Source organism: Motilibacter aurantiacus, assembly GCF_011250645.1.
GTDB classification, from domain to species: Bacteria; Actinomycetota; Actinomycetes; order Motilibacterales; family Motilibacteraceae; genus Motilibacter_A; species Motilibacter_A aurantiacus.
The window spans coordinates 94,579-113,041 of record NZ_JAANNO010000011.1 but is presented as its reverse complement, the minus strand read 5'-3'; the positions used below and the strand labels follow the sequence as shown (position 1 = coordinate 113,041).

At 74.1% G+C, this 18,463-nt stretch carries 21 protein-coding genes; 17 read left to right on the top strand and 4 right to left on the bottom strand.

Going from position 1 to position 18,463, the window contains the following annotated elements; genetic code table 11:
- Positions 1 to 791 (bottom strand): FIMAH domain-containing protein (locus G9H72_RS17140; protein ID WP_196791326.1); only part of this gene is annotated, 791 nt, incomplete at its 3' end.
- Positions 792 to 1,143: 352 nt separating this feature from the next.
- On the opposite strand from G9H72_RS17140, the gene G9H72_RS17135 reads away from it, so the two are divergent.
- From G9H72_RS17135 to G9H72_RS17105, 7 genes are all read left to right on the top strand, one after another.
- Positions 1,144 to 1,686 (top strand): RNA polymerase sigma factor, encoded by a 543-nt coding sequence (locus G9H72_RS17135; RefSeq protein WP_331272382.1) that lies wholly within the window; start codon positions 1,144 to 1,146, stop codon positions 1,684 to 1,686.
- Positions 1,683 to 2,471, top strand: coding sequence for an anti-sigma factor (locus G9H72_RS17130; RefSeq protein ID WP_166173313.1), 789 nt, complete (start codon positions 1,683 to 1,685; stop codon positions 2,469 to 2,471). The genes G9H72_RS17135 and G9H72_RS17130 overlap by 4 nt, the downstream gene beginning before the upstream one ends.
- Before the next feature lie 24 nt (positions 2,472 to 2,495).
- Positions 2,496 to 3,293, top strand: a complete 798-nt coding sequence (locus G9H72_RS17125) for an ABC transporter ATP-binding protein (RefSeq protein WP_166173311.1) — start codon at positions 2,496 to 2,498, stop codon at positions 3,291 to 3,293.
- Complete coding sequence (locus tag G9H72_RS17120; RefSeq protein WP_166173307.1) at positions 3,290 to 4,627, top strand: hypothetical protein; 1,338 nt, start codon at positions 3,290 to 3,292, stop codon at positions 4,625 to 4,627. The genes G9H72_RS17125 and G9H72_RS17120 overlap by 4 nt, the downstream gene beginning before the upstream one ends.
- Positions 4,624 to 5,229 (top strand): hypothetical protein, encoded by a 606-nt coding sequence (locus G9H72_RS17115; protein ID WP_166173305.1) that lies wholly within the window; start codon positions 4,624 to 4,626, stop codon positions 5,227 to 5,229. Before G9H72_RS17120 ends, G9H72_RS17115 begins: the two co-directional genes overlap by 4 nt.
- A 767-nt stretch (positions 5,230 to 5,996) precedes the next feature.
- The gene (locus tag G9H72_RS17110; RefSeq protein ID WP_166173303.1) at positions 5,997 to 6,662 is read left to right on the top strand and encodes a DUF6891 domain-containing protein; all 666 of its coding nucleotides are present in this window, start codon (positions 5,997 to 5,999) and stop codon (positions 6,660 to 6,662) included.
- Between the two features lie 121 nt (positions 6,663 to 6,783).
- Positions 6,784 to 7,461, top strand: a complete 678-nt coding sequence (locus tag G9H72_RS17105) for a hypothetical protein (RefSeq protein WP_166173301.1) — start codon at positions 6,784 to 6,786, stop codon at positions 7,459 to 7,461.
- 3 nt (positions 7,462 to 7,464) lie between these two features.
- Here the strand turns inward: G9H72_RS17105 and G9H72_RS17100 are convergent, their stop codons facing one another.
- Together G9H72_RS17100 and G9H72_RS17095 are read right to left on the bottom strand one after the other, a co-directional pair.
- Complete coding sequence (locus tag G9H72_RS17100) at positions 7,465 to 7,761, bottom strand: hypothetical protein (RefSeq protein ID WP_166173298.1); 297 nt, start codon at positions 7,759 to 7,761, stop codon at positions 7,465 to 7,467.
- Positions 7,762 to 7,786: 25 nt separating this feature from the next.
- Positions 7,787 to 8,653 (bottom strand): methylenetetrahydrofolate reductase, encoded by an 867-nt coding sequence (locus G9H72_RS17095; protein WP_166173296.1) that lies wholly within the window; start codon positions 8,651 to 8,653, stop codon positions 7,787 to 7,789.
- A gap of 120 nt (positions 8,654 to 8,773) precedes the next feature.
- Here G9H72_RS17095 and G9H72_RS17090 point away from each other — a divergent pair, with 120 nt between their 5' ends.
- The 7 genes from G9H72_RS17090 (at position 8,774) to G9H72_RS17060 (ending at position 15,309) form a co-directional block, all read left to right on the top strand.
- The gene (locus tag G9H72_RS17090) at positions 8,774 to 11,659 is read left to right on the top strand and encodes a Na+/H+ antiporter subunit A (protein WP_166173294.1); all 2,886 of its coding nucleotides are present in this window, start codon (positions 8,774 to 8,776) and stop codon (positions 11,657 to 11,659) included.
- On the top strand, positions 11,656 to 12,135 hold the full coding sequence (locus tag G9H72_RS17085) for a Na(+)/H(+) antiporter subunit C (RefSeq protein ID WP_166173292.1): 480 nt from the start codon (positions 11,656 to 11,658) through the stop codon (positions 12,133 to 12,135). The genes G9H72_RS17090 and G9H72_RS17085 overlap by 4 nt, the downstream gene beginning before the upstream one ends.
- A complete protein-coding gene (locus G9H72_RS17080) occupies positions 12,132 to 13,664 on the top strand; it encodes a Na+/H+ antiporter subunit D (protein WP_166173290.1) in 1,533 nt (510 codons plus the stop codon). Before G9H72_RS17085 ends, G9H72_RS17080 begins: the two co-directional genes overlap by 4 nt.
- Complete coding sequence (locus G9H72_RS17075; RefSeq protein WP_166173288.1) at positions 13,661 to 14,185, top strand: Na+/H+ antiporter subunit E; 525 nt, start codon at positions 13,661 to 13,663, stop codon at positions 14,183 to 14,185. The genes G9H72_RS17080 and G9H72_RS17075 overlap by 4 nt, the downstream gene beginning before the upstream one ends.
- On the top strand, positions 14,182 to 14,493 hold the full coding sequence (locus G9H72_RS17070; protein WP_166173286.1) for a monovalent cation/H+ antiporter complex subunit F: 312 nt from the start codon (positions 14,182 to 14,184) through the stop codon (positions 14,491 to 14,493). Before G9H72_RS17075 ends, G9H72_RS17070 begins: the two co-directional genes overlap by 4 nt.
- Positions 14,490 to 14,897 carry a monovalent cation/H(+) antiporter subunit G gene (mnhG, locus tag G9H72_RS17065; protein WP_166173284.1) on the top strand — a complete coding sequence of 136 codons (408 nt, stop codon included), beginning with the start codon at positions 14,490 to 14,492 and terminating at the stop codon, positions 14,895 to 14,897. The genes G9H72_RS17070 and mnhG overlap by 4 nt, the downstream gene beginning before the upstream one ends.
- A 118-nt stretch (positions 14,898 to 15,015) precedes the next feature.
- The gene (locus tag G9H72_RS17060) at positions 15,016 to 15,309 is read left to right on the top strand and encodes a DUF1540 domain-containing protein (protein WP_166173282.1); all 294 of its coding nucleotides are present in this window, start codon (positions 15,016 to 15,018) and stop codon (positions 15,307 to 15,309) included.
- Positions 15,310 to 15,335: 26 nt separating this feature from the next.
- Here the strand turns inward: G9H72_RS17060 and G9H72_RS17055 are convergent, their stop codons facing one another.
- Positions 15,336 to 15,914: a P-loop NTPase family protein gene (locus G9H72_RS17055; protein ID WP_166173280.1), complete on the bottom strand. Its 579-nt coding sequence runs from the start codon at positions 15,912 to 15,914 to the stop codon at positions 15,336 to 15,338.
- Positions 15,915 to 16,095: 181 nt separating this feature from the next.
- On the opposite strand from G9H72_RS17055, the gene G9H72_RS17050 reads away from it, so the two are divergent.
- The 3 genes from G9H72_RS17050 (at position 16,096) to G9H72_RS17040 (ending at position 18,453) form a co-directional block, all read left to right on the top strand.
- Positions 16,096 to 16,938 carry an endonuclease/exonuclease/phosphatase family protein gene (locus tag G9H72_RS17050; RefSeq protein WP_166173278.1) on the top strand — a complete coding sequence of 281 codons (843 nt, stop codon included), beginning with the start codon at positions 16,096 to 16,098 and terminating at the stop codon, positions 16,936 to 16,938.
- 173 nt (positions 16,939 to 17,111) lie between these two features.
- Positions 17,112 to 17,405 carry an STAS domain-containing protein gene (locus tag G9H72_RS17045; protein ID WP_166173276.1) on the top strand — a complete coding sequence of 98 codons (294 nt, stop codon included), beginning with the start codon at positions 17,112 to 17,114 and terminating at the stop codon, positions 17,403 to 17,405.
- A 37-nt stretch (positions 17,406 to 17,442) separates the two neighbouring features.
- Complete coding sequence (locus G9H72_RS17040) at positions 17,443 to 18,453, top strand: cation diffusion facilitator family transporter (RefSeq protein WP_166173274.1); 1,011 nt, start codon at positions 17,443 to 17,445, stop codon at positions 18,451 to 18,453.
- Positions 18,454 to 18,463: the final 10 nt, after the last annotated feature.

The following is an 18,463-nucleotide window of genomic DNA, read 5'->3' as shown; positions in this document are numbered from 1 at the left end:
ACGGTGCCGTCCGGAGCGGCGTAGGTGGCCTGGGCGTTCGCCCCGTTGACGTTCGAGCTGCTGACGCCGGCGGCGGCCACGTCGCCGACGTTCAGCACCGCCGGGAACTCCGCAGTCCAGGAACCGGTCTTGTCCTCCGAGACCCGGGTGAGCACCTGGCCGGTGTTGTTGGACACCCGCACGGTCACGCCCGACGTGGACTGCGGGGAGCCGAGCTGCAGGGTGGTGAGCACGGTGTGCAGCGCGACCTTGGCGGCGGTGTCGGCCTTGGCGTCCGGCAGTGCCGCGACGTACGCGGCGAGCACGGGCAGCTGGGCCGGGTCGGCCTGCGCGGCCGTCAGGCCGGTCACCACGCGGCGGGCGGTGCTGGCGGTGATGTCGCCGTTCTCGAGCATGGAGCGGTTGACCTCGAAAGCACGGTCGAGCCCCGTCGGGGCACCGAGCCAGCCGTCGAGCTGCGCGGTCAGGGCGTTGTCCGCGCCGATGCTCACCTGGGACAGGTCCGCGGCGAACAGCGTCTCCCGGGCGTCCCGCAGAGCGGCGGCCATGCCGGCCGTGTCGCCGGCGCCCTGCGCGGCGGCCGCTTTGCTGAGCGCGGCCTGCAGGTCGCGGCCAGTGCTCTTGCTGACCTGGCCGGTGGCGACGTAGCCGTTCAAGCTGGTCAGGGTGTCGGCCACCGGGGTGGCGGCCTGCGCCGCGAGCGCGGCGGGGGCGGCGAGAGCGGCGGGGGCGCCGACCGCGGAGATGGCGCCCGCCAGAGCGACAGCGGCGACGGTACGGGTGAAGCGCATGACGGTCTCCCAGAGGTGGGGGTATGGACGGATGCCTGCGGCTGCGGGCATCCAGTGCGGCACTCGGGTTCGGCCGGTGGCCGTCCCGGTTGCGCCCTGCCCGTGTTTCGCGTTCCCGGGCACTGCAGACATTGGCAGCGCGCGCTCGGGGTTCCCTCGGGGTCTGCTCGGGCCGTCTCGGGGTCTCCTCGGAGCCCCTCGAGGCAGCCGACGGCTCGGCCGTCCATGCCTCGACGACCATCGGCTCCGTCCCCGGGGGGTGGTCCCGCGATCCGACATCGTGCGTCATCACGTGACCCAGGTCACAGCTCGAAGTGCACCGGCCGGCTCCGCTGCCGTCGTCTAGCTGATCGTGAGACAAGGCCCCGACGAGGAGCACCTCGTCCGCCGTATCGCTGAGGGCGACCGGCGCGCGTTCGACGAGCTGTACCAGCGCACCTCGCCGTGGCTGCTCGCCCGGCTGCGCCGGCGGTGCGCCGACGACGAGCTGGTCGCCGACGTGATGCAGGAGACCTACTTGGCGGTGTGGCGGGCGGCCGGGAGCTTCGCCGGCTCGGCCACCTCGGGGAGCGCCGCCGGCTGGCTCTGGACCATCGCAGCGCACCGCCTCGTCGACGAGTTCCGCCGCCGCGCCCGCGCGGGGCAGGTGCCCTCCCTGCCGCTGGGCGAGACGATCGCGCCGGCTGCCGAGGACGAGGTGCTGGCCGGGTTGGTCGGTCACGAGATGGAGCAGGCGCTGCGCGAGCTGCCGGCCGAAGCCCGCCAGGTCCTGCGCGCGATGGTGCTCGACGGGTTCTCCGTGCGAGAGACGTCGGTGCTGCTGGCCGTGCCGGAGAACACGGTCAAGTCCCGGGCCCGGCGGGCCCGGATCGCACTTCGGAAGGCGCTGTCGTGACCACTCACCCCAGTCCCGCGGTGCTCGCCCGCTACGTCGACCGCGACGCCGACCTCGACGAGGTCACGGCCTGGTCGGTCGAGGTGCACCTGGAAGCCTGCGCGGAGTGCCGCGCCCGGCTGGCGACGGGCAGCGACGCCCTGCTCGTCCGGGTCGCCGCCAACCTCGACGCCGCGATCTCCAGCGGCCCGGCCCCGGCTCCCCGCCGGCGCTGGTCGGCGGCCCGGCAGCGCTGGTTCGTCTGGGCGCTGCTGCCGTGGCTGACGATGACACTGGCCGTCCTGGGCTGCGCGGTCCTGATCCAGTCGATGCTGCCGGACTTCCCGGCGCCGGTGCTGCTCCTCGCCCCGGTGGCTCCCCTGCCCGCGGTGGCCGGGGCGTGGAGCCGGCGGTTCGACCCGGCGTGGGAGCTGATCGCCGGCACGCCGGCGGTCGGCCTGACGATGCTGCTGCGGCGTACGGCCACAGTGCTCGCCGTGCTCGTGCCGGCGCTCGCCCTGGCCGGCGCCCACACCGGGGTGTCCCTGGCGGCGGCCCTGCTGCCGTGCCTGGCCTTCACCGCCGCCACCATCGCGCTGGGCGCCTTCGTCGGGGTCCGCCGCGCCGCGGCCGGGCTCGGTGCCGCCTGGACGCTGGTCGTCGTCGCACCGACCGTCGTGACGGCCGATTTGCCCGCCGTCCTGCAGCCGGGCGCCGCGCCCGTGTGGGCCGCAACCACTGTCGCCCTGGCGGGCCTGGCCGCCACCCGAGCCAACAACTTCCACCGGCTGACCAGCGCCAGCTGAGCAGCCTCGATCAAGGAGAAACGGATGCGAGCGGTGAGCGCCGCCGAGACGGCCCCCACCCTTCACCCCTGGCCGGTCCACGCCGAGGGACTGCGGGTGCGAGCCGGACGGCACATGGCCGTGGACGGGCTCGACCTGGCGCTGGGCAACGGCGTGCACGGTCTGCTCGGGCCCAACGGCGCCGGCAAGACCACCCTCATGCGCGCCCTCGCCACCGTGCTGAAGCCCGCCGGCGGCCGGCTCGAGCTGCTGGGTCAGCAGGTCGACGGCCGCGCCGACCTGCGACGCGTACGCCGCACGCTGGGCTACCTGCCGCAGCAGTTCGGGTTCTACCCGCGCTTCACGGTGCGCGAGTTCGTCGAGTACATGGCCTGGCTCAAGGAGATGCCGAAGCACGCCGTACCCGGCGCCACGCAGCGGGCGATCGAGCGGGTCGGCCTGGCCGGCAAGGCGGACGCGCGGATGAAGACGCTGTCCGGCGGCATGCTGCGCCGGGCCGGCATCGCGCAGGCCATCGTCAACGACCCGGCGGTGCTGCTGCTCGACGAGCCCACCGTCGGCCTGGACCCGGAGCAGCGCCTCGACTTCCGGCAGCTGTTGCGCGACATCGGCACGGACAGCTGCGTGCTGGTCTCCACCCACCTGGTGGAGGACGTGGTTGCCGCGTGCAGTGATGTCGTCCTGGTCGACGAAGGCCACCTGGTCTTCCACGGCTCCCCCACCGACCTGACCCTGCAGGGCGCCGACAGCGACGCCGGCGACAGCCCGGCCGAGCGCGGCTACTCGGCCCTGCTGCGGCGACACCGGGCGGCAGCCCGATGAGCCGCGTCCTGCGCATCGAGCTGCGCCGCTCCGCGGCGATCGGCGCCGCCGCCAGCCTGGCCGCCCTCGGCTCGCTCGCGATGTACTTCGCCGAGGGGATCAGCTTCTCCACCGGCTGGATCCAGCTGGCGATGACTCAGCGCTGGTACCTCGCCCTGCTCTGGCCGCTCATGCTGGCCGCGGGCGCCTGGCAGGCCCGCCGGGAGCACCGCTCGAACGTGGGCGAGCTGTTCGCCACCACGCCCCGGCCCGTGTCGCAGCGGGTGGCGCCGACGCTCGGCGCGATGGCCATCGCAGCGGTCGCCGGATACCTGCTGATGGGCGTTGCGGGTGCCGCGTGGATCTTCGACACCGCGGGGTACCTGCCTGCTGAGGTCTTCGTCGTCACAGGCGTAGGCGCGCTGGCGCTGGTCGCCGCGGCATGGCTGGGCCTGGCCGTCGGACGGCTGCTGCCCTCGCCGGTGACCGCTCCTGTCCTCGGCGTCGCCGGCTTGGGCCTGCTGCTGATGCTGCCGTTGGCCACCAGGCCGTTCGGCTGGCTGGGCCTGATCCTCTCACCGGCGGCCGAGATGAACATGCCGGGCGACTACGCCACGGTCCCCGGCGAGGTCAGCGCCGCCCAGAGCCTCTGGCTCGCCGGGCTGGCGGTCGCAGCCGTGCTGCTGCTCGCCTCCGACACCTGGCGCAACCGGAGCGCGGCGGTGCTGCCCGCGGCCGTCGGCGTCGCGCTCGCCGCGACCGTCATACCGCACGAGAACCGTCTCGTCACCGACGCGGTCGACCCGGTGGCCCGCGAGCTGGTGTGCGCGGAAGGGGAACCGCAGGTCTGCGTCAGCCGGGCCCACCAGACGCTGTTGCCCGAAGTGACCGGACCGGCCCGCGAGGCCCTCGCCGTCCTGCAGAGAATGCCCGGCGCCCCGACCCGCGTGCACGAGGACACCTTCGCCTACCCGGACACCTACCCCGAGTTCCGCACCGACACCGTCCTGCTGCGCGTCGCCGCTGGCCGCACAGGACAGCTGGCGAACAAGCCGAACGTGCTCGTCGACGTGGTGAGCGGAGCCTTCAGCAGCCCGCCGGCCTGTCAGAACCCCCCGGCATCGGCTGACCAGCTGGCCGCCGCCCACTGGCTGATGGGCACCGAGCCGCTGGCACCGGACCGGGAGCCGCTCGGGCGGCCCGATCCCGGCTACGTCGTCGAGGACGCGAGCGTCGAGGCCGCCGAGGTGTGGGCGCACCTGCGCGCGCTGCCCCGGGACGAAGCGGCGTCCCGTGTGGGCGCTCTGCGGGAGGCCGCGGTGAATTGCCTGCCCGCTCAGGGATGGCTGCGATGAAGGGGCTGCGCCTCTACCTGAGGTCCCGCCGCGCCCCCGCTGCGACCGGAAGCGCTGCCGGGATCCTCGTGGTGATGTGGGTGCTGTGGGAGTCGAGCTCCAACAGTCCCGAGGCCGGCCTGCAGATGGTCGTACTCACCATCCTGCTGCTGGTCGCCGCCCTGACGATGACCCTGAGCGGCCCCGACGACGAGCTGGACAGGACGGGTGCGCTGCCCTGGCCGGCCCTTCGGGCCCTGCACCTGTCGACCGCGCTCGTGCTCATCGGTGGCCAGCTGCTGATCACCCAGCTGACCGGTGCTCGTTTCGGCCCGACGTCGCTGGCCCTCCGCGACATCGCCGGCCTCCTCGGCCTGACCGCTGCGAGCGCTGCCGTCATCGGCACGGCCAAGGCCTGGTTCGTCCCCCTGGGATGGACCCTGGCCGCCGTCCTGTTCCCCCAGGGCGACAGCCTGTTGGGCCGCGTCCTGACCTGGCAGGCGCAGGAGCCGTCGAGCAGGGCCGCAGCCGTCACGGCAACCCTGCTGGCCCTGACCGGCCTGCTGGCGTACGCGATGACCGGGCCGGCCCGGAAGGCGCCCGGTGACGCCACCACCCAGTGACACGGCTGGAAGGCTCCTGATGCTCGGGGTTGTGGTGCAGGAGCGCTGGCGGACGGTTCTGCTCTCGCTCTGCCGGCCTGTCGATGAGGCGGTGGGGTCGGGCCGAGCTGGCACGGCTGCCCGTCTCTGAAGCTGCTGTCCTGCATCGCGACCACCGCGGCCTGCAGCGCGATGATCACAGCGAGGACCGCGAGCCAGACCGAGTCACCCGCCTCCCGAGCCGCAGTCGTGGAGCCGTGGACCGCGGACCCCGTTCCGAGTGGCAGCGCGACGATGCTGACGACGGGAAAGCGTTCGGGCCGGCTCAGGCTCCAGGACAGACGCTCGTGCGGGTTCGCCCGGTGCAGCGCGAACGCGGAGGCAGTGCACAGCAGGACGCCCGCAGCGCTTGCGAGCATCGACGGCAGCATCGGGTGCCTCCCCTCCCGGGCCGTCTCGACGTCGCACGTCACCTGCCCCGCCACTCGTCGGCGCATGCCGTGTCGCGGCGCGGCGGGGTGGCCGTCTCGTAGCAGCCCGGGTGGTGACGTCGCCGCCAGGCTGCCGACGTGGCCCGTGCGGATCGAGCTGGTGACCAGCATCAGCGCGCCCGGCGGGCCGCTGGGGGTGCAGCAGTGGCGCCCCTGGCACCGGCGCCGTGTCTCCGGCGCCTGATGTGCGCAGCCCGCTGCGCACATCAGGCACGGGGCCGAGCCCGCCAGCGGACGGATCTGACGCCGGCCCCAGCAGCTGCCGGCAATCCGGCCACCGCTACCTAAGCTGCGCTCATGGGCCTGCTCGACCGCTTCCGCCGCCGCAGCGCACCACCCGCCTCTGCCGCGAGCGACGGCTCGGGACGCACCCACCCACCCGACGACGCCCCCACCGCAGCCGCCCTCCTCGACGAGGCCCGCCGCATCGTCCACCCCGGCTTCCACACCCGGGCCCAGGCCCGCCAGGCCGCCCGCGACGCCTTCGACGACCGGGCGGCCGGCACGGTCGACGCGGCCGAGCGGGTGGTCGACCAGGTCTGGCAGGAGCGGCTGGCCGAGCAGGCGACCTGGCCGTCCACGACCGACTCGGACCGGCTGGACAGGGTGTTCAACCGGCTGGAGCTCGAGGGCGTGGTGGCGCGGATGAGCTTCACCTGCTGCCAGGCCTGCGGCTGCGCAGAGGTGGGCGACGAGGTGCAGCCGGGCCAGGAGCGGCACGGCTACGTGTTCTTCCACTCCCAGGACGCCGAGGGGCTGATCGACCCCGACGCCGCGCTCCTCCTGACCTACGGTGCCCTGGAGGCCGCGGACGAGGAGGTGTGGCAGGCGACGTCGCTCGCGGTCGGCGAGCAGGTCGTTGCCGCGTTGCGCGCCGAGGGGCTCACGGTCCACTGGGACGGCCGGCTGGAGCAGCGGATCCAGGTGCAGGGCCTCGACTGGCGCCGCCCGCTGCCCTCCTGACCTGCGGCGGGCAGGCCTCCCAGCCGCCGAAACTCGGCCGTCCGGGTGACGCTGCAGCTCCGGGCAACTCGATCTAGATATAACGCTTTGGTCACGGAAGCGGCGGCCGAACCACTCTCCCGTGACAACGCTCCTGCTCCCGCTCTTCGTGCTCGGCTCGACCGCCAACATCCTCGGCGCCGTCCCGCAGGCCCGCCGCACCGTCCTGCAGCGGCAGACCGACGGGCTCTCGCCGCTCGGCCTGCGCGCGGGCCTGCTGATGAACGCCGCGTGGCTGGCGTACTCGGTCTCGAGCGGGAACCTGGGGCTGACGCTCCTCAACGGCGTCACGACCGCCCTGTGCGCCGCCAACGTCCTGGCCCACCGCACCCACCACTCGGTCAAGCCCGGCATGGCGCTCGAGGCCTCCACCCTCGTCCTGCTGACCCTCTGGGGGGCGCTCACGCTCACCGGCTCCCAGGCCGCGCTGTCGCAGGTCGCCGTCGTGCTGGGCTTCCTCGTGGGCCTCCCGCAGCTGGCCACCCTGCTGCTCCACCCGGCCAGCACCAAGGGCGTCGCCGCCGGCAGCTACCTGATCGGCAGCGTGGGCGGCCTCGCCTGGTCGGTCTACTGGGGCCTGCAGGCCAACCCCTTCGCCGCCACCGGCGCGCTGTACGGCGGGGTCGTCGCCCTCACCGGGCTCGTCCTGCTCCGCGGCCGCCACGTGATCACCAGGGCGCTGGCCCGGCGACAGCCGTCGCTCCACCACGGCCTCCGGGTCGGCGCGGCCCGCGCCCGCGTCCTGCTCCCTGCGGGCTGAGCGTCAGGGCCGCGGGGAGACCCGCTCCCAGGAGCGGCCCGACGAGCGGCCCAGCACCGCGGCGCGGCACCGCGGGCAGACGGAGGCCACGAAGTCCGCGCTGCCGCCGGACTCCGGTAGCGCCTCGACGAAGGGCACGTGGGAGAGCCGGGCCAGCTGCGACCGCGACAGCTGCAGCCCGCACACCGTCGAGTTCGTCCCCGGCACCCAGGCGTGCACCTCGCCGGCCGGGGACCGGACACCCTCCTCGCCGACCTCGACGCCGGTCGCCGCGGTCGCGTAGCTCGAGCGTCTGCTCATCGGGCACTCCCGCAGCTCGGGGACGTCAGGCGACGGGGGACACTTCCCAGCCGAGCTCGGCGCACACCTGCAGCGTCGAGGCAGCGCGGTTCATCGTGTAGAAGTGCAGCCCCGGCGCCCCGCCGTCCAGGAGCTCCCGGCAGACCTGCACCGCGTGCTCGACCCCGATGCGCCGGGCGGCCGCGGGGCCCGGCGCGGACTCGAGCCGCTGCAGCAGCTCGGCCGGGATCGGCGCCCCCGACATCTCGGCCATCCGCACGGCCTGCCGTACGTTCGCGATGGGGCGGATGCCGGGGATCACCGGCGCGGTCGCCCCCCGCCGCGCCATCTCGTCCACGAAGCGGAAATAGTCCGAAGAGCGGTTCACGAATTGGGTGAGGGCGAAGTCCGCCTCACCCAACTTCGCCGCCTGGTGCCGCAGGTCGCTCTCCCGGCTCTGGGCCGCCGGGTGGCCCTCGGGGTGGACGGCCACGCCCACGCACTCGACCCCGCGGGCACGGGCCAGCTCCACCAGCTCGACGGCCCGGCGCAGGTCGCCCTCGGGCAGCGCCTCCGTCGCCGAGAGCGGGGGGTCCCCGCGCAACGCGAGCACGCTGCGCACGCCCGCCGCGACGTACCGGTCCAGGAGCACCTCCAGCTCGGCCCGGCTGTGCGCCAGGCACGTGAGGTGCGGCAGCGGGAGCGCCGTGCCGTCCGCGAGGCGCTCGACCAGGGCCTCGGTACGCCCTCGGTCCGAGCCCCCGGCGCCGTACGTCACCGCGACGAACGCCGGGTCGAGCGCGCGCAGCTCGACCAGCGCGGACTCCAGCGCATCGCCGGACTCCGGCGTCCGCGGGGGCAGCAGCTCGATCGAGACGAAGCGCCCGGTGATGCGGTCGACGACGGTGGTCACCTGCCCAGCCTAATTCGCGTGCCGCAAGCCGCCCCTGTCATACCGCTGTCACACGAATCGGCATTTGCGTGCGCACTTGGTAAGTTCTGAGGCCGGACCCCGACCCGCAGGAGACGACGTTTGCCGTACCTGCTCGCCGCCCACGTCCTGCTGGCCCTCGCAGCGCCCCTGCTCGTCCGACGCCTCGGGCGCGACGCCTTCCTGGTGCTCGCGCTCGGCCCCGCCGCCGGCTTCGTCTGGTCGCTCACCCAGCTGCGGGCGGTCCGGGACGACGGCGCCGTCCTGGTGTCCTACGAATGGATGCCAACGGTCGGGCTGGACCTCGCGTTCCGGCTCGACGCCCTGTCACTGCTGCTCACCGTGCTCGTCACCGGGGTCGGCGCCCTCGTGCTGGCCTACTGCGCGCGCTACTTCTCCTCCGGCAGCGCGGGGCTCGGGCGGTTCGCCGGCGTGCTCGTCGCCTTCGCCGGCGCGATGCTCGGGCTGGTCCTCGCCGACGACATGGTCCTGCTCTACGTCTTCTGGGAGCTGACCAGCGTCTTCTCCTACCTGCTCATCGGCCACAGCGCCTCGCTCAAGGCCGGTCGCCGGGCGGCGATGCAGGCGCTCGTGGTCACGACCGCGGGCGGCCTGGCGATGCTCGTCGGCATCGTGATGCTCGGCGAGCGGGCGGGGACGTACTCGCTGTCGGCGGTGGTCGCGCAGCCGGTCGGCGGAACCTACGGCACGGTCGCCGTCGTCCTGGTGCTCGCGGGCGCGGTGACGAAGTCGGCGGTCTTCCCGTTCCACTTCTGGCTCCCCGCCGCCATGGCCGCGCCCACGCCGGTGAGCGCGTACCTGCACGCGGCGGCCATGGTGAAGGCCGGCGTCTACCTCGTGGCGCGGCTGGCCCCGGGGTACGCCGACAGCTCGCTCTGGCGGCCGCTGCTCCTCCCCCTCGGCATCGCCACGATGCTGCTCGGCGCCTGGCGAGCGCTCCGCCAGCACGACCTCAAGCTGCTGCTGGCGTACGGCACGGTCAGCCAGCTCGGCTTCCTGATCGCCCTCGTGGCGGGCGGGACGGCCGACCTGGCGCTCGCCGGCGTCACGATGCTGCTGGCGCACGCGCTGTTCAAGGCCACGCTCTTCCTCGTCGTGGGCATCGTCGACCGCACGGCCGGCACCCGGGACCTGCGCGAGCTGTCCGGCCTCGGCCGCAAGCTGCCCGTGCTCGCGGTCGTCGCCGCCCTTGCCGCCGCGTCCATGGCCGGCCTGCCGCCGCTGCTCGGCTTCGTGGGCAAGGAGGCCGCGTACGCCGCTCTCCTCGACGCCCCCGAGCTCGCCGGGTGGGTGTCCGGGCTCGCGCTCGCGGGGCTGGTCGTCGGCTCGATGCTCACCTTCGCCTACAGCGCCCGCTTCGTCTGGGGCGCGTTCGCCGACAAGGCCGGCGTCGACTGCACCGCCCACCGCGGCGTCGGCCCGCTCCTGCTCGGCGCACCCGCGCTGCTCGCGGCCCTCGGCCTCGTGGCCGGGCCGCTCAGCGGCCGGCTCGGCGGCGACCTCACCTCTTACGCCGGGACCGTCGGCGGGGGGCACCCGCACGACCTCGCGCCCTGGCACGGGCTCAACACCGCGCTCGGCCTGTCCGCGCTGACCGTCGCCGTCGGCCTGGCGCTCTTCGTCCGCCGCGACCTCGTCGCCGGGGTGCAGGCGAGGATGCAGGGCCCGGGCGACGCGGACGGCGCGTACCGCGCCGCGATGCGCGGCGTCGACCGGCTCGCCCTGGCCGTGACCGCCGCCACGCAGCGCGGGTCGCTGCCGGCCTACCTCGGCACGATCCTGGCCGTGCTCGTCGCGGTGCCGGGCGTCGCGATGCTGCGCGGCGGGCAGTGGCCGGACGAGCTGCGCGCCTGGGACACCCCGCTGCAGGCCCTCGTCGCCGCCGTCGCCCTCATCGCCGCCGTGACGGCCGTACGCACCCGTCAGCGCCTCACCGCCGTGCTGCTCGTCGGCGCGACCGGCTACGGCGTCGGCGTGCTCTTCGTGCTGCACGGCGCGCCGGACCTCGCGCTGACCCAGTTCCTCGTGGAGTCCCTCACCCTCGTCGTCTTCGTCCTGGTCCTGCGCAAGCTGCCCAAGCAGATCGTCGAGCGCCACTCGCCGGTCACCCGGGCGGTCCGCGCGACGATCGCGGTCGCCGGCGGCCTGCTGCTGGGGGCGCTGACCCTGCTGGCGCTCGACGCCCGCGTCTCCGAGCCGGTGTCGAACGCGCTGCCGAAGGAGGCGTACGAGTTCGGCGAGGGCAAGAACGTCGTCAACGTGACGCTCGTCGACGCCCGCGCCTGGGACACCTTCGGTGAGATCTCGGTGCTCACCGCCGCCGCCACCGGCGTGGCCAGCCTGGTCTTCCTGCGCAAGCGAACCGGGGCCGTGCCGCGGGCCTCGGCGTCCTCGCCGGTCACGCCCGAGCCCACGCCCGGGCCGACGCCCGCCCCGCGGCGGGTGTGGCTCGAGGCCGGCGCGCTGATGGCGCCGCAGCGCCGGTCGCTCGTGCTGGAGGTCATCGCCCGGCTGATCTTCCACACCATCCTGGTCCTGTCGGTGTATCTGCTCTTCGCCGGCCACAACGTCCCCGGCGGCGGGTTCGCGGCCGGGCTCGTCGCGGGGCTCGCCCTCGTGGTGCGCTACATCGCGGGCGGGCGCTACGAGCTGGGCAGCGCGGCCCCGATCGACCCCGGGCTGCTGCTCGGGCTGGGCGTGCTCGTCTCGGGCGCGACCGGCGTCATCGGCCTGCTCGTCGGCGGCGAGGTGCTGCAGACCGTGGCGTTCGAGGGGACGCTGCCGGTGCTCGGCGACGTGAAGCTCGTGACCTCGCTCTTCTTCGACATCGGCGTCTACCTGGTCGTCGTCGGGCTTGTCCTCGACATCCTGCGCAGCCTCGGCGCCGAGCTCGAGCGGCTCGACGAGGACGAGGAGATGTACGCCAGCGCGGGCACCGCGTCGCCGGTCACGCAGGGAGCCCGATGAGCGCTAGCCTCGCCCTGCTCGCGACCGCCGTCGTGCTCTACTCGGCCGGCCTCTACCTGCTGCTCGACCGCAGCCTCACCCGGGTGCTGCTCGGCGTGCTGCTGCTGGGCAACGCGACCAACGTCCTCCTGCTCGCCTCCGGTGGAAGGTCGGGCGGCGCTCCGATCTACGGGACCACGCCCGAGGACGAGATGAGCGACCCGCTCCCCCAGGCGATGGCCCTCACCGCCATCGTCATCACCCTCGGCGTCGCGGCGTTCCTGCTCGCGATCATCTACCGGTCCTGGCGGCTCGGGCAGGAGACGCTCGAGGACGACCCCGAGGACCGGATCGTCGCGTCCGGCATCCAGCTCGCGCCCGACGACGTGAACTACGTCGGCGCCGGCCCGGACGACATCGACCCCGACGGTGACCTGACCGACGGGCTGGAGGACGGCCTCGTGCCGTTCGGCGCGGACGAGGAGGCCCGGCCGTGACCCGGATCCTCACGCCGCTGCCGGTGCTGCTCCCGCTGCTCGGCGCGGCCCTCGCCCTGCTCTTCGGCCGGCACCCGCGCACCCAGCGGACGGTCAGCCTCTCGGTGCTCGCGGCAGTCCTGGTGGTCAGCGTCCTGCTGCTCGTGCAGGCCGACCGCAACGGCCCGCAGGTCGTGCACGTCGGCGACTGGCCGGTGACGCTGGGCATCACGCTCGTGGTCGACCGGCTCTCGGCGCTGATGCTCGTCGTGGCCTCGACGGTCACCCTCGGAGTGCTCGTCTTCGCGGTCGGGCAGGGCACGGCGAGCGACGACGAGACACCGCTGTCGATCTTCCACCCGACCTACCTCGTGCTGTCGGCCGGCGTGTCCAACGCGTTCATCTCCGGCGACCTGTTCAACGTGTACGTCGGGTTCGAGGTCCTGCTCGTCGCGAGCTACGTGCTGCTGACCCTCGGCGGCACCGGCCCGCGCATCAGCGCGGGGGTGACGTACGTCGTCGTCAGCCTGCTGTCGTCGCTGTTGTTCCTCGCCTCGATCGCGCTGATCTACGCGGCATGCGGCACCTTGAACATGGCCCAGCTGTCCGAGCGGCTCGCGGAGCTGCCCGAGGGCACCCGAACCATGCTTCAGGTGATGCTGCTGCTCGCGTTCGGGATCAAGGCCGCGGTGTTCCCGCTGTCGGCCTGGCTGCCGGACAGCTACCCGACCGCGCCCGCCCCCGTCACCGCTGTCTTCGCCGGGCTGCTCACCAAGGTCGGCGTCTACGCGATCCTGCGCACCCAGACGCTGCTCTTCCCCGGCGGGCACGTCGACGACCTGCTCATGGTCGCGGCCGCGCTGACCATGATCGTCGGCGTGCTGGGCGCGGTGGCACAACGCGACATCAAGCGCGTGCTGTCCTTCACGCTGGTGAGCCACATCGGCTACATGGTCTTCGGCATCGCGGTGGCCTCCGAGGCCGGCGTCGCGAGCGCGACGTTCTACGTCGCTCACCACATCATGGTCCAGACGAGCCTGTTCCTCGTCATCGGGCTGATCGAGCGACAAGCGGGCACCACCTCGGTGGACCGGCTCGGCGGCCTCGCCGCCAGCTCGCCACTGCTCGCCGCGCTCTTCTTCATCCCGGCGCTCAACCTCGCCGGGATCCCCCCGCTGTCAGGGTTCCTCGGCAAGCTGGGCCTGCTGCAGGCCGGGGTGCAGGACGGCAGCGTGCTGTCCTGGACGCTGGTCGGGGCGGGGGTCGTGACCAGCCTGCTCACGCTCTTCGCGGTGGTGAAGGTCTGGAACAAGGCCTTCTGGCGCCCTGCCGACCAGGCGCCCCGCTCCCCCGAGGCGCAGGTGGCCGAGGCCGCCGTGCACGCCGGCACCGCGCCCGGCGTCATGGTCACCAGCGCCGCGGCCTTCGTGGGGGTGAGCCTGGCGCTCACCGTGTTCGGCGGCCCGCTCTACGGCCTCACCGACCGCGCGGCCGCCGACCTCGTGGACCGCGGCGCCTACATCACCTCCGTGCTCGGGGGCACCCGGTGAGCCGCCTCGCCCCTCGCCGCCAGCTGCCGGTCATCGCCTGGCTCACGCTGGTCTGGGTGCTGCTGTGGGGCACCTGGAGCTGGGCGAACCTCATTTCAGGGGTCGTGGTCTCTTGCATCGTGCTGGCGGTGCTACCGCTGCCGGCCGTCACCGCCGGCCGCCGAGTGCGGCCGCTGGCCCTGCTGCAGCTGGCGGCGTACATCGCCCGCGACCTTGCCGTCTCCAGCGTCCAGGTCTCCAAGCTGGCGGTCACTCCCGGGCCGCGCGTGACCAGCGCCGTGCTCGCGGTCCGACTGGAGACCCGGTCCGACCTCATCATCACCGTGGTCGCGGAGGCGCTGTCGCTGGTCCCTGGCAGCGTGATCGTGGAGATCGACAGCCCGACCGGCACGCTCTACGTCCACGCCCTCGGCGTGCGCGACGCGGCGGGGGCCGAGCGGTTCCGGCGGTCGGCGCTGCGCCTGGAGCGGCTCGTGCTCGAGGCGCTCCCTGCGGGCGCACAGGAGGTGGCGGCGTCATGACCGTGGTCGGGGCCCTCGCGGGGGTGCTGCTCGGAGCCGCGGCGCTGCTGGTGTGCGTACGCCTGTCGATCGGCCCGTCGGTCCTGGACCGGCTGGTCTCGATGGACGTGCTGCTCTCGGTGACCGCGTGCGGGATCGGCGTCTACGCCGCCGTGACGCGCGACTCCACCGTGGTGCCGGTGCTCGTCGTGGTCTCGCTGCTCGGGTTCGTGGGCTCGGCGTCGGTCGCGCGGTTCATCCCCCGGGACGCGCCACCGCAGCCGAAGCCGGCCCGGGCGCAGCGGCCGCGGCGACGGGGTCGCCGGTGAGCACGGCCCTCGACGTCGTCGCCGGGGCGCTGATCCTCGCCGGCTGCCTGCTGACCCTCTTCTCCGGTATCGGGCTCGTGCGCTTCCCCGACGTCCTGTCCCGGATGCACGCCGCCACCAAGCCGCAGACGCTCGGGCTGCTCTGCGTCGTGGCCGGGGCGGCGGTCCGGCTGCACCGCAGCGTGGACGTGTGGATGCTGCTGCTCGTGGCGGCCTTCCAGCTGGTGACCGCGCCGGTCTCCGGTCACCTCGTGGCGCGCATGGCCTACCGCACGCGTCACGTGCGCACCGACCTGCTCGTCGCCGACGAGCTGCGCCCGGCCCTCCTGGATGCCCCCGACGGCGCGGCCGTCCGCCGCCGACCGGCTCGGACCCCCGAGCGGGGTACGCGGCGGGGCAGGTAAGGCTAGCCAAAGCACGACCTGCAGTTCGTACTTAGGCAGTCCTGGCTTGCTTGTGGGGACGGCGGGATCGCGCCAGAGTAGGGCTCGAGCCAAGATTCCCAGGTCCCGGAGGTACGTCATGACAACGCTCTCGGAGATGCCCCAGGTCCGGCAGTGCTCGGTCGAGAGCTGCGGCTACAACCACGACGTGAGCTGTCACGCGGGCGCGATCACGGTCGGCGGCGAGTCGGCGGCCTGCGGCACGTTCATCGACATCTCGTTCAAGGGCGGGCTCGACATGGTCGGCCACGTCGGCGCGTGCCACCGCTCCGAGTGCGCCTACAACACCTCGCTCGAGTGCACCGCCACCGAGGTGCGGGTCGGCCCGGGCCGCGACGTCGCGGACTGCCTGACCTACTCCCCGCGCAGCTGACGCCCGCTGATCGGCGCGGGCCGGCCTCAGAGCGGGGCGGCCAGCGGGTCGACCGGCACGAGGAGCCCTTCCGGGCCGACGCGCAGCGCCTCGTCCGCGACCGCGAGCGCGGCGACCGGGTCCGAGTCGTCCAGCAGGACCGCCCAGCGGTCGTCGGCGACGCGGCGCACGACGGCGAGCAGGGCGCGCCGCCCGGCGGCGTCGAGCCCGTCGGTGAGCCGGTCGACCACGAGGGCCGCCGGGGCCTGGGCGATGCCGACGGCGAGCGCGAGCACCCGGCGGTCGAACGGCCCGAGGCCCGCGAGCTGGCGGCCCAGCAGCGGCGCGACCCAGTCGTCCAGGGTGGCGCCGAGCTGGGGCACCGCGTCCGCGCCCAGCGGCGCCCCGTGCGCCGCCGCGCGCAGCACCTCGCGCACGCCGGCCCGGGTGGGGTCGAGCGGCGCGCCGACCCGGACGACCCCGCCGTGGCTGTGGCCCGCGGGGCAGCGAGCGCTCCGGTCGTCGAGCCGGGCCAGCGTGGCGCGCCGCAGCGCGTCCGGGCCGAGCAGGGTGAGCACCCGCCCCACGGCGAGCCGGACCCCTTGGGCGGTGGGCTGCTGCGTCACGCGTGCTCCGGTCGCTCGCACGGTTAGGTAAGCAAAGCCTAACCCACCGGACGCGGTTCGTGTCCGCTCGCCCGGCCGTCGGCGGCACATCGGGCGTCGCGCAAGGGCCGAGGCACGGCATCCGGCGCAGCTCGGACATCGGACGTTCCGGAGCACGGACGGCCTGGGTAGAACCCCCTCCGTGCGACTAGCGACCTTCAACCTGTTGTCCGGCCGCGTCATGAACGAGGAGTCCGGGGACCCGGAGAACCTGCGCAAGGCGGTGCGCCTGCTCGACGTCGACGTGCTCGCCCTGCAGGAGGTCGACCGGCACCAGACCCGGTCGGGCGGTGTCGACCAGACGGCCATCGTGGCCGAGGAGATGGGCGCCGAGTGCTGGCGCTTCGTCCCGGCCCTGGTCGGCACCCCGGGGCAGACCTGGCGCGCCGCCGGCCCGGGAGACGAGGAGGTCGACGGCCGCGGGTCGCACGAGCCGGCGGCGTACGGCATCGCCATCGTCTCCCGGCTGCCGGTGCTGCAGTGGCGTGTCGTGCGGCTGCGCCCGGTCCCGACGGTCGCGCCGGTGCTGCTGCGCGACGACAACGGCAAGCGCCGGTGGGTGTGGGTGCGCGACGAGCCACGCACTGCCGTGATCGCCGTCGTGGAGACGGCCGAGGGGCCCGTGACCGTCGCCAACACGCACCTGTCGTTCATCCCGGGCTGGAACGCCGCGCAGCTGCGCCGCCTCGTGTCCGCGCTGGGCGACGACCCCCGGCCCCAGCTGCTCGTGGGCGACCTCAACATGCCGGGCAAGCTCCCCTCCGGCCTCTGCCGCGAGTGGAAGCAGCTCGCGAACGCCAAGACCTGGCCGGCGCACACGCCGCGGGCGCAGCTCGACCACGTGCTCGGCCGCGGCCAGCTCCCCCCGGTCGTGCGGTCCGAGGCCGTCGAGCTGCCGCTCTCGGACCACCGGGCCCTGTGCGTGGAGCTGGACGGGCTGCGGGCGGCCACCGGCAGCCGCCCGGCCGGCGCCACGGCGGACTGAGCCACCTCGCCGAGCGGCGCGGGGCGCCCACCCCGGGTAGTGCTGATGATCTAGTCGACTTTCCCGGAATCCTCTCCACCGCCCGCTACGCGTGCGATGCTGCTGGGGCGAGACCCGGCACCGGTCGGGCTCGGGCCCGTCGCCGGACCGGCTCCGCGCGAGAGGAGGTGGCGATGCGAGCGACCGCTGTCTACACCGTCGCCCTCTCCGGCGAGGTGGACCTCGCCCTGAACGACCGCCTCGACGCCATGGCGGCCGCCTTCGAGCGCGGCCCGGCCGCGGACGCCCGGGTCGACCTGCGCGACGTCACCTTCATGGACTCGGCCGGACTCGCCTTCGTCGCCCGTCTGATCCGCGCCGCCGCCGACCGCGGCGGCGAGGTGGTGCTCCTGGGGCCGCCCCCGGCGCTGCGCCGGGTGCTGGCGGTGAGCGGGTTGGACCGGCTCGCTCGCATCGTCCCCGCCTGACGAGTGGACGCGCCCGGGGCGGGTATCCCCTGCCCTCGTGGCTGAGCACGGCAGTGAGAGCAAGAGCACCGTCCTCGTAGCGCTCGCCGCGAACCTCGCGATCGCGGTCGCGAAGCTCGTCGGCGGGCTGATCAGCGGCTCGAGCGCCATGCTCGCCGAGGCGGCGCACTCGGTCGCCGACACGATGAACCAGGTCTTCCTGCTGCGCGGGCTCAAGGCCTCCGCACGCCCGGCGGACATGGTCCACCCGTTCGGCTACGGCAAGGTGCGGTTCTTCTGGTCCTTGCTGGCCGCGGTCGCCATCTTCGTCGGCGGCGCCGTCTTCTCCTTCTACGAAGGCATCTCCACGATCGTCGGGGAGGGCGGCGAGGAGGGCGGCGTCCTGATCGCGTACGCCGTGCTGCTCGTCTCCTTCCTCGCCGAGGGCACGTCGTGGCTGCGGGCCGTGCGCCAGCTGCGCGCAGAGGCCACGTCGCTGGGGCGCACGTTCCGCGAGCACCTCGGGCTCTCGACGGACCCCACGGTGAAGACGGTCTTCGCCGAGGACACCGCGGCCGTCATCGGGCTCGCCCTCGCCGCGGCCGGCATCGGCCTGCACCAGGCCACCGGCGAGCACTACTGGGACGGGATCGCGGCCGTCCTCATCGGCGTGCTGCTGACCGTCGTCGCCTTCACCCTCGGCAAGTCCAACGGCGACCTGCTCATCGGCGAGGCCGCCCGCCCCGAGCTCGTGGTCGGCGCGTACGACACCATCGCCGGCACGCCCGGCGTCGACCGTGTCGTCGAGCTGCTCACGATGGCCCTCGGCCCCGAGGACGTGCTGCTCGCCGTGCGCGTGGACCTGCGCAACGACCTGCCGGCGGGCGCGGTCGAGGACCTCAGCACGCAGGTCGAGCGCGAGCTCGTCGGGCGCTGGCCGGAGGTCACGCAGGTCTTCCTCGACGCCACGCGCGCCGTCGGCCCGACCGCCGACCGCACGGCCGCGTACGTCGAGACCCTCCGGCGCGGGCTGCCCGCCCCCGCCGTGGGAGCTACCCGCCGCAGGTGAGGGTGTGCTT

What these genes read in the sequence shown, in the direction of transcription:
- G9H72_RS17125 (WP_166173311.1), top strand. Translation starts at nt 2,496, where the DNA reads ATGCGAGCGGTGAGCGCCGCCGAGACGGCCCCCACCCTTCACCCCTGG.
- G9H72_RS17120 (WP_166173307.1), top strand. Translation starts at nt 3,290, where the DNA reads ATGAGCCGCGTCCTGCGCATCGAGCTGCGCCGCTCCGCGGCGATCGGC.
- G9H72_RS17115 (WP_166173305.1), top strand. Translation starts at nt 4,624, where the DNA reads ATGAAGGGGCTGCGCCTCTACCTGAGGTCCCGCCGCGCCCCCGCTGCG.
- G9H72_RS17110 (WP_166173303.1), top strand. Translation starts at nt 5,997, where the DNA reads ATGGGCCTGCTCGACCGCTTCCGCCGCCGCAGCGCACCACCCGCCTCT.
- G9H72_RS17100 (WP_166173298.1), bottom strand. Translation starts at nt 7,761, where the DNA reads ATGAGCAGACGCTCGAGCTACGCGACCGCGGCGACCGGCGTCGAGGTC.
- G9H72_RS17085 (WP_166173292.1), top strand. Translation starts at nt 11,656, where the DNA reads ATGAGCGCTAGCCTCGCCCTGCTCGCGACCGCCGTCGTGCTCTACTCG.
- G9H72_RS17070 (WP_166173286.1), top strand. Translation starts at nt 14,182, where the DNA reads ATGACCGTGGTCGGGGCCCTCGCGGGGGTGCTGCTCGGAGCCGCGGCG.
- G9H72_RS17060 (WP_166173282.1), top strand. Translation starts at nt 15,016, where the DNA reads ATGACAACGCTCTCGGAGATGCCCCAGGTCCGGCAGTGCTCGGTCGAG.
- G9H72_RS17045 (WP_166173276.1), top strand. Translation starts at nt 17,112, where the DNA reads ATGCGAGCGACCGCTGTCTACACCGTCGCCCTCTCCGGCGAGGTGGAC.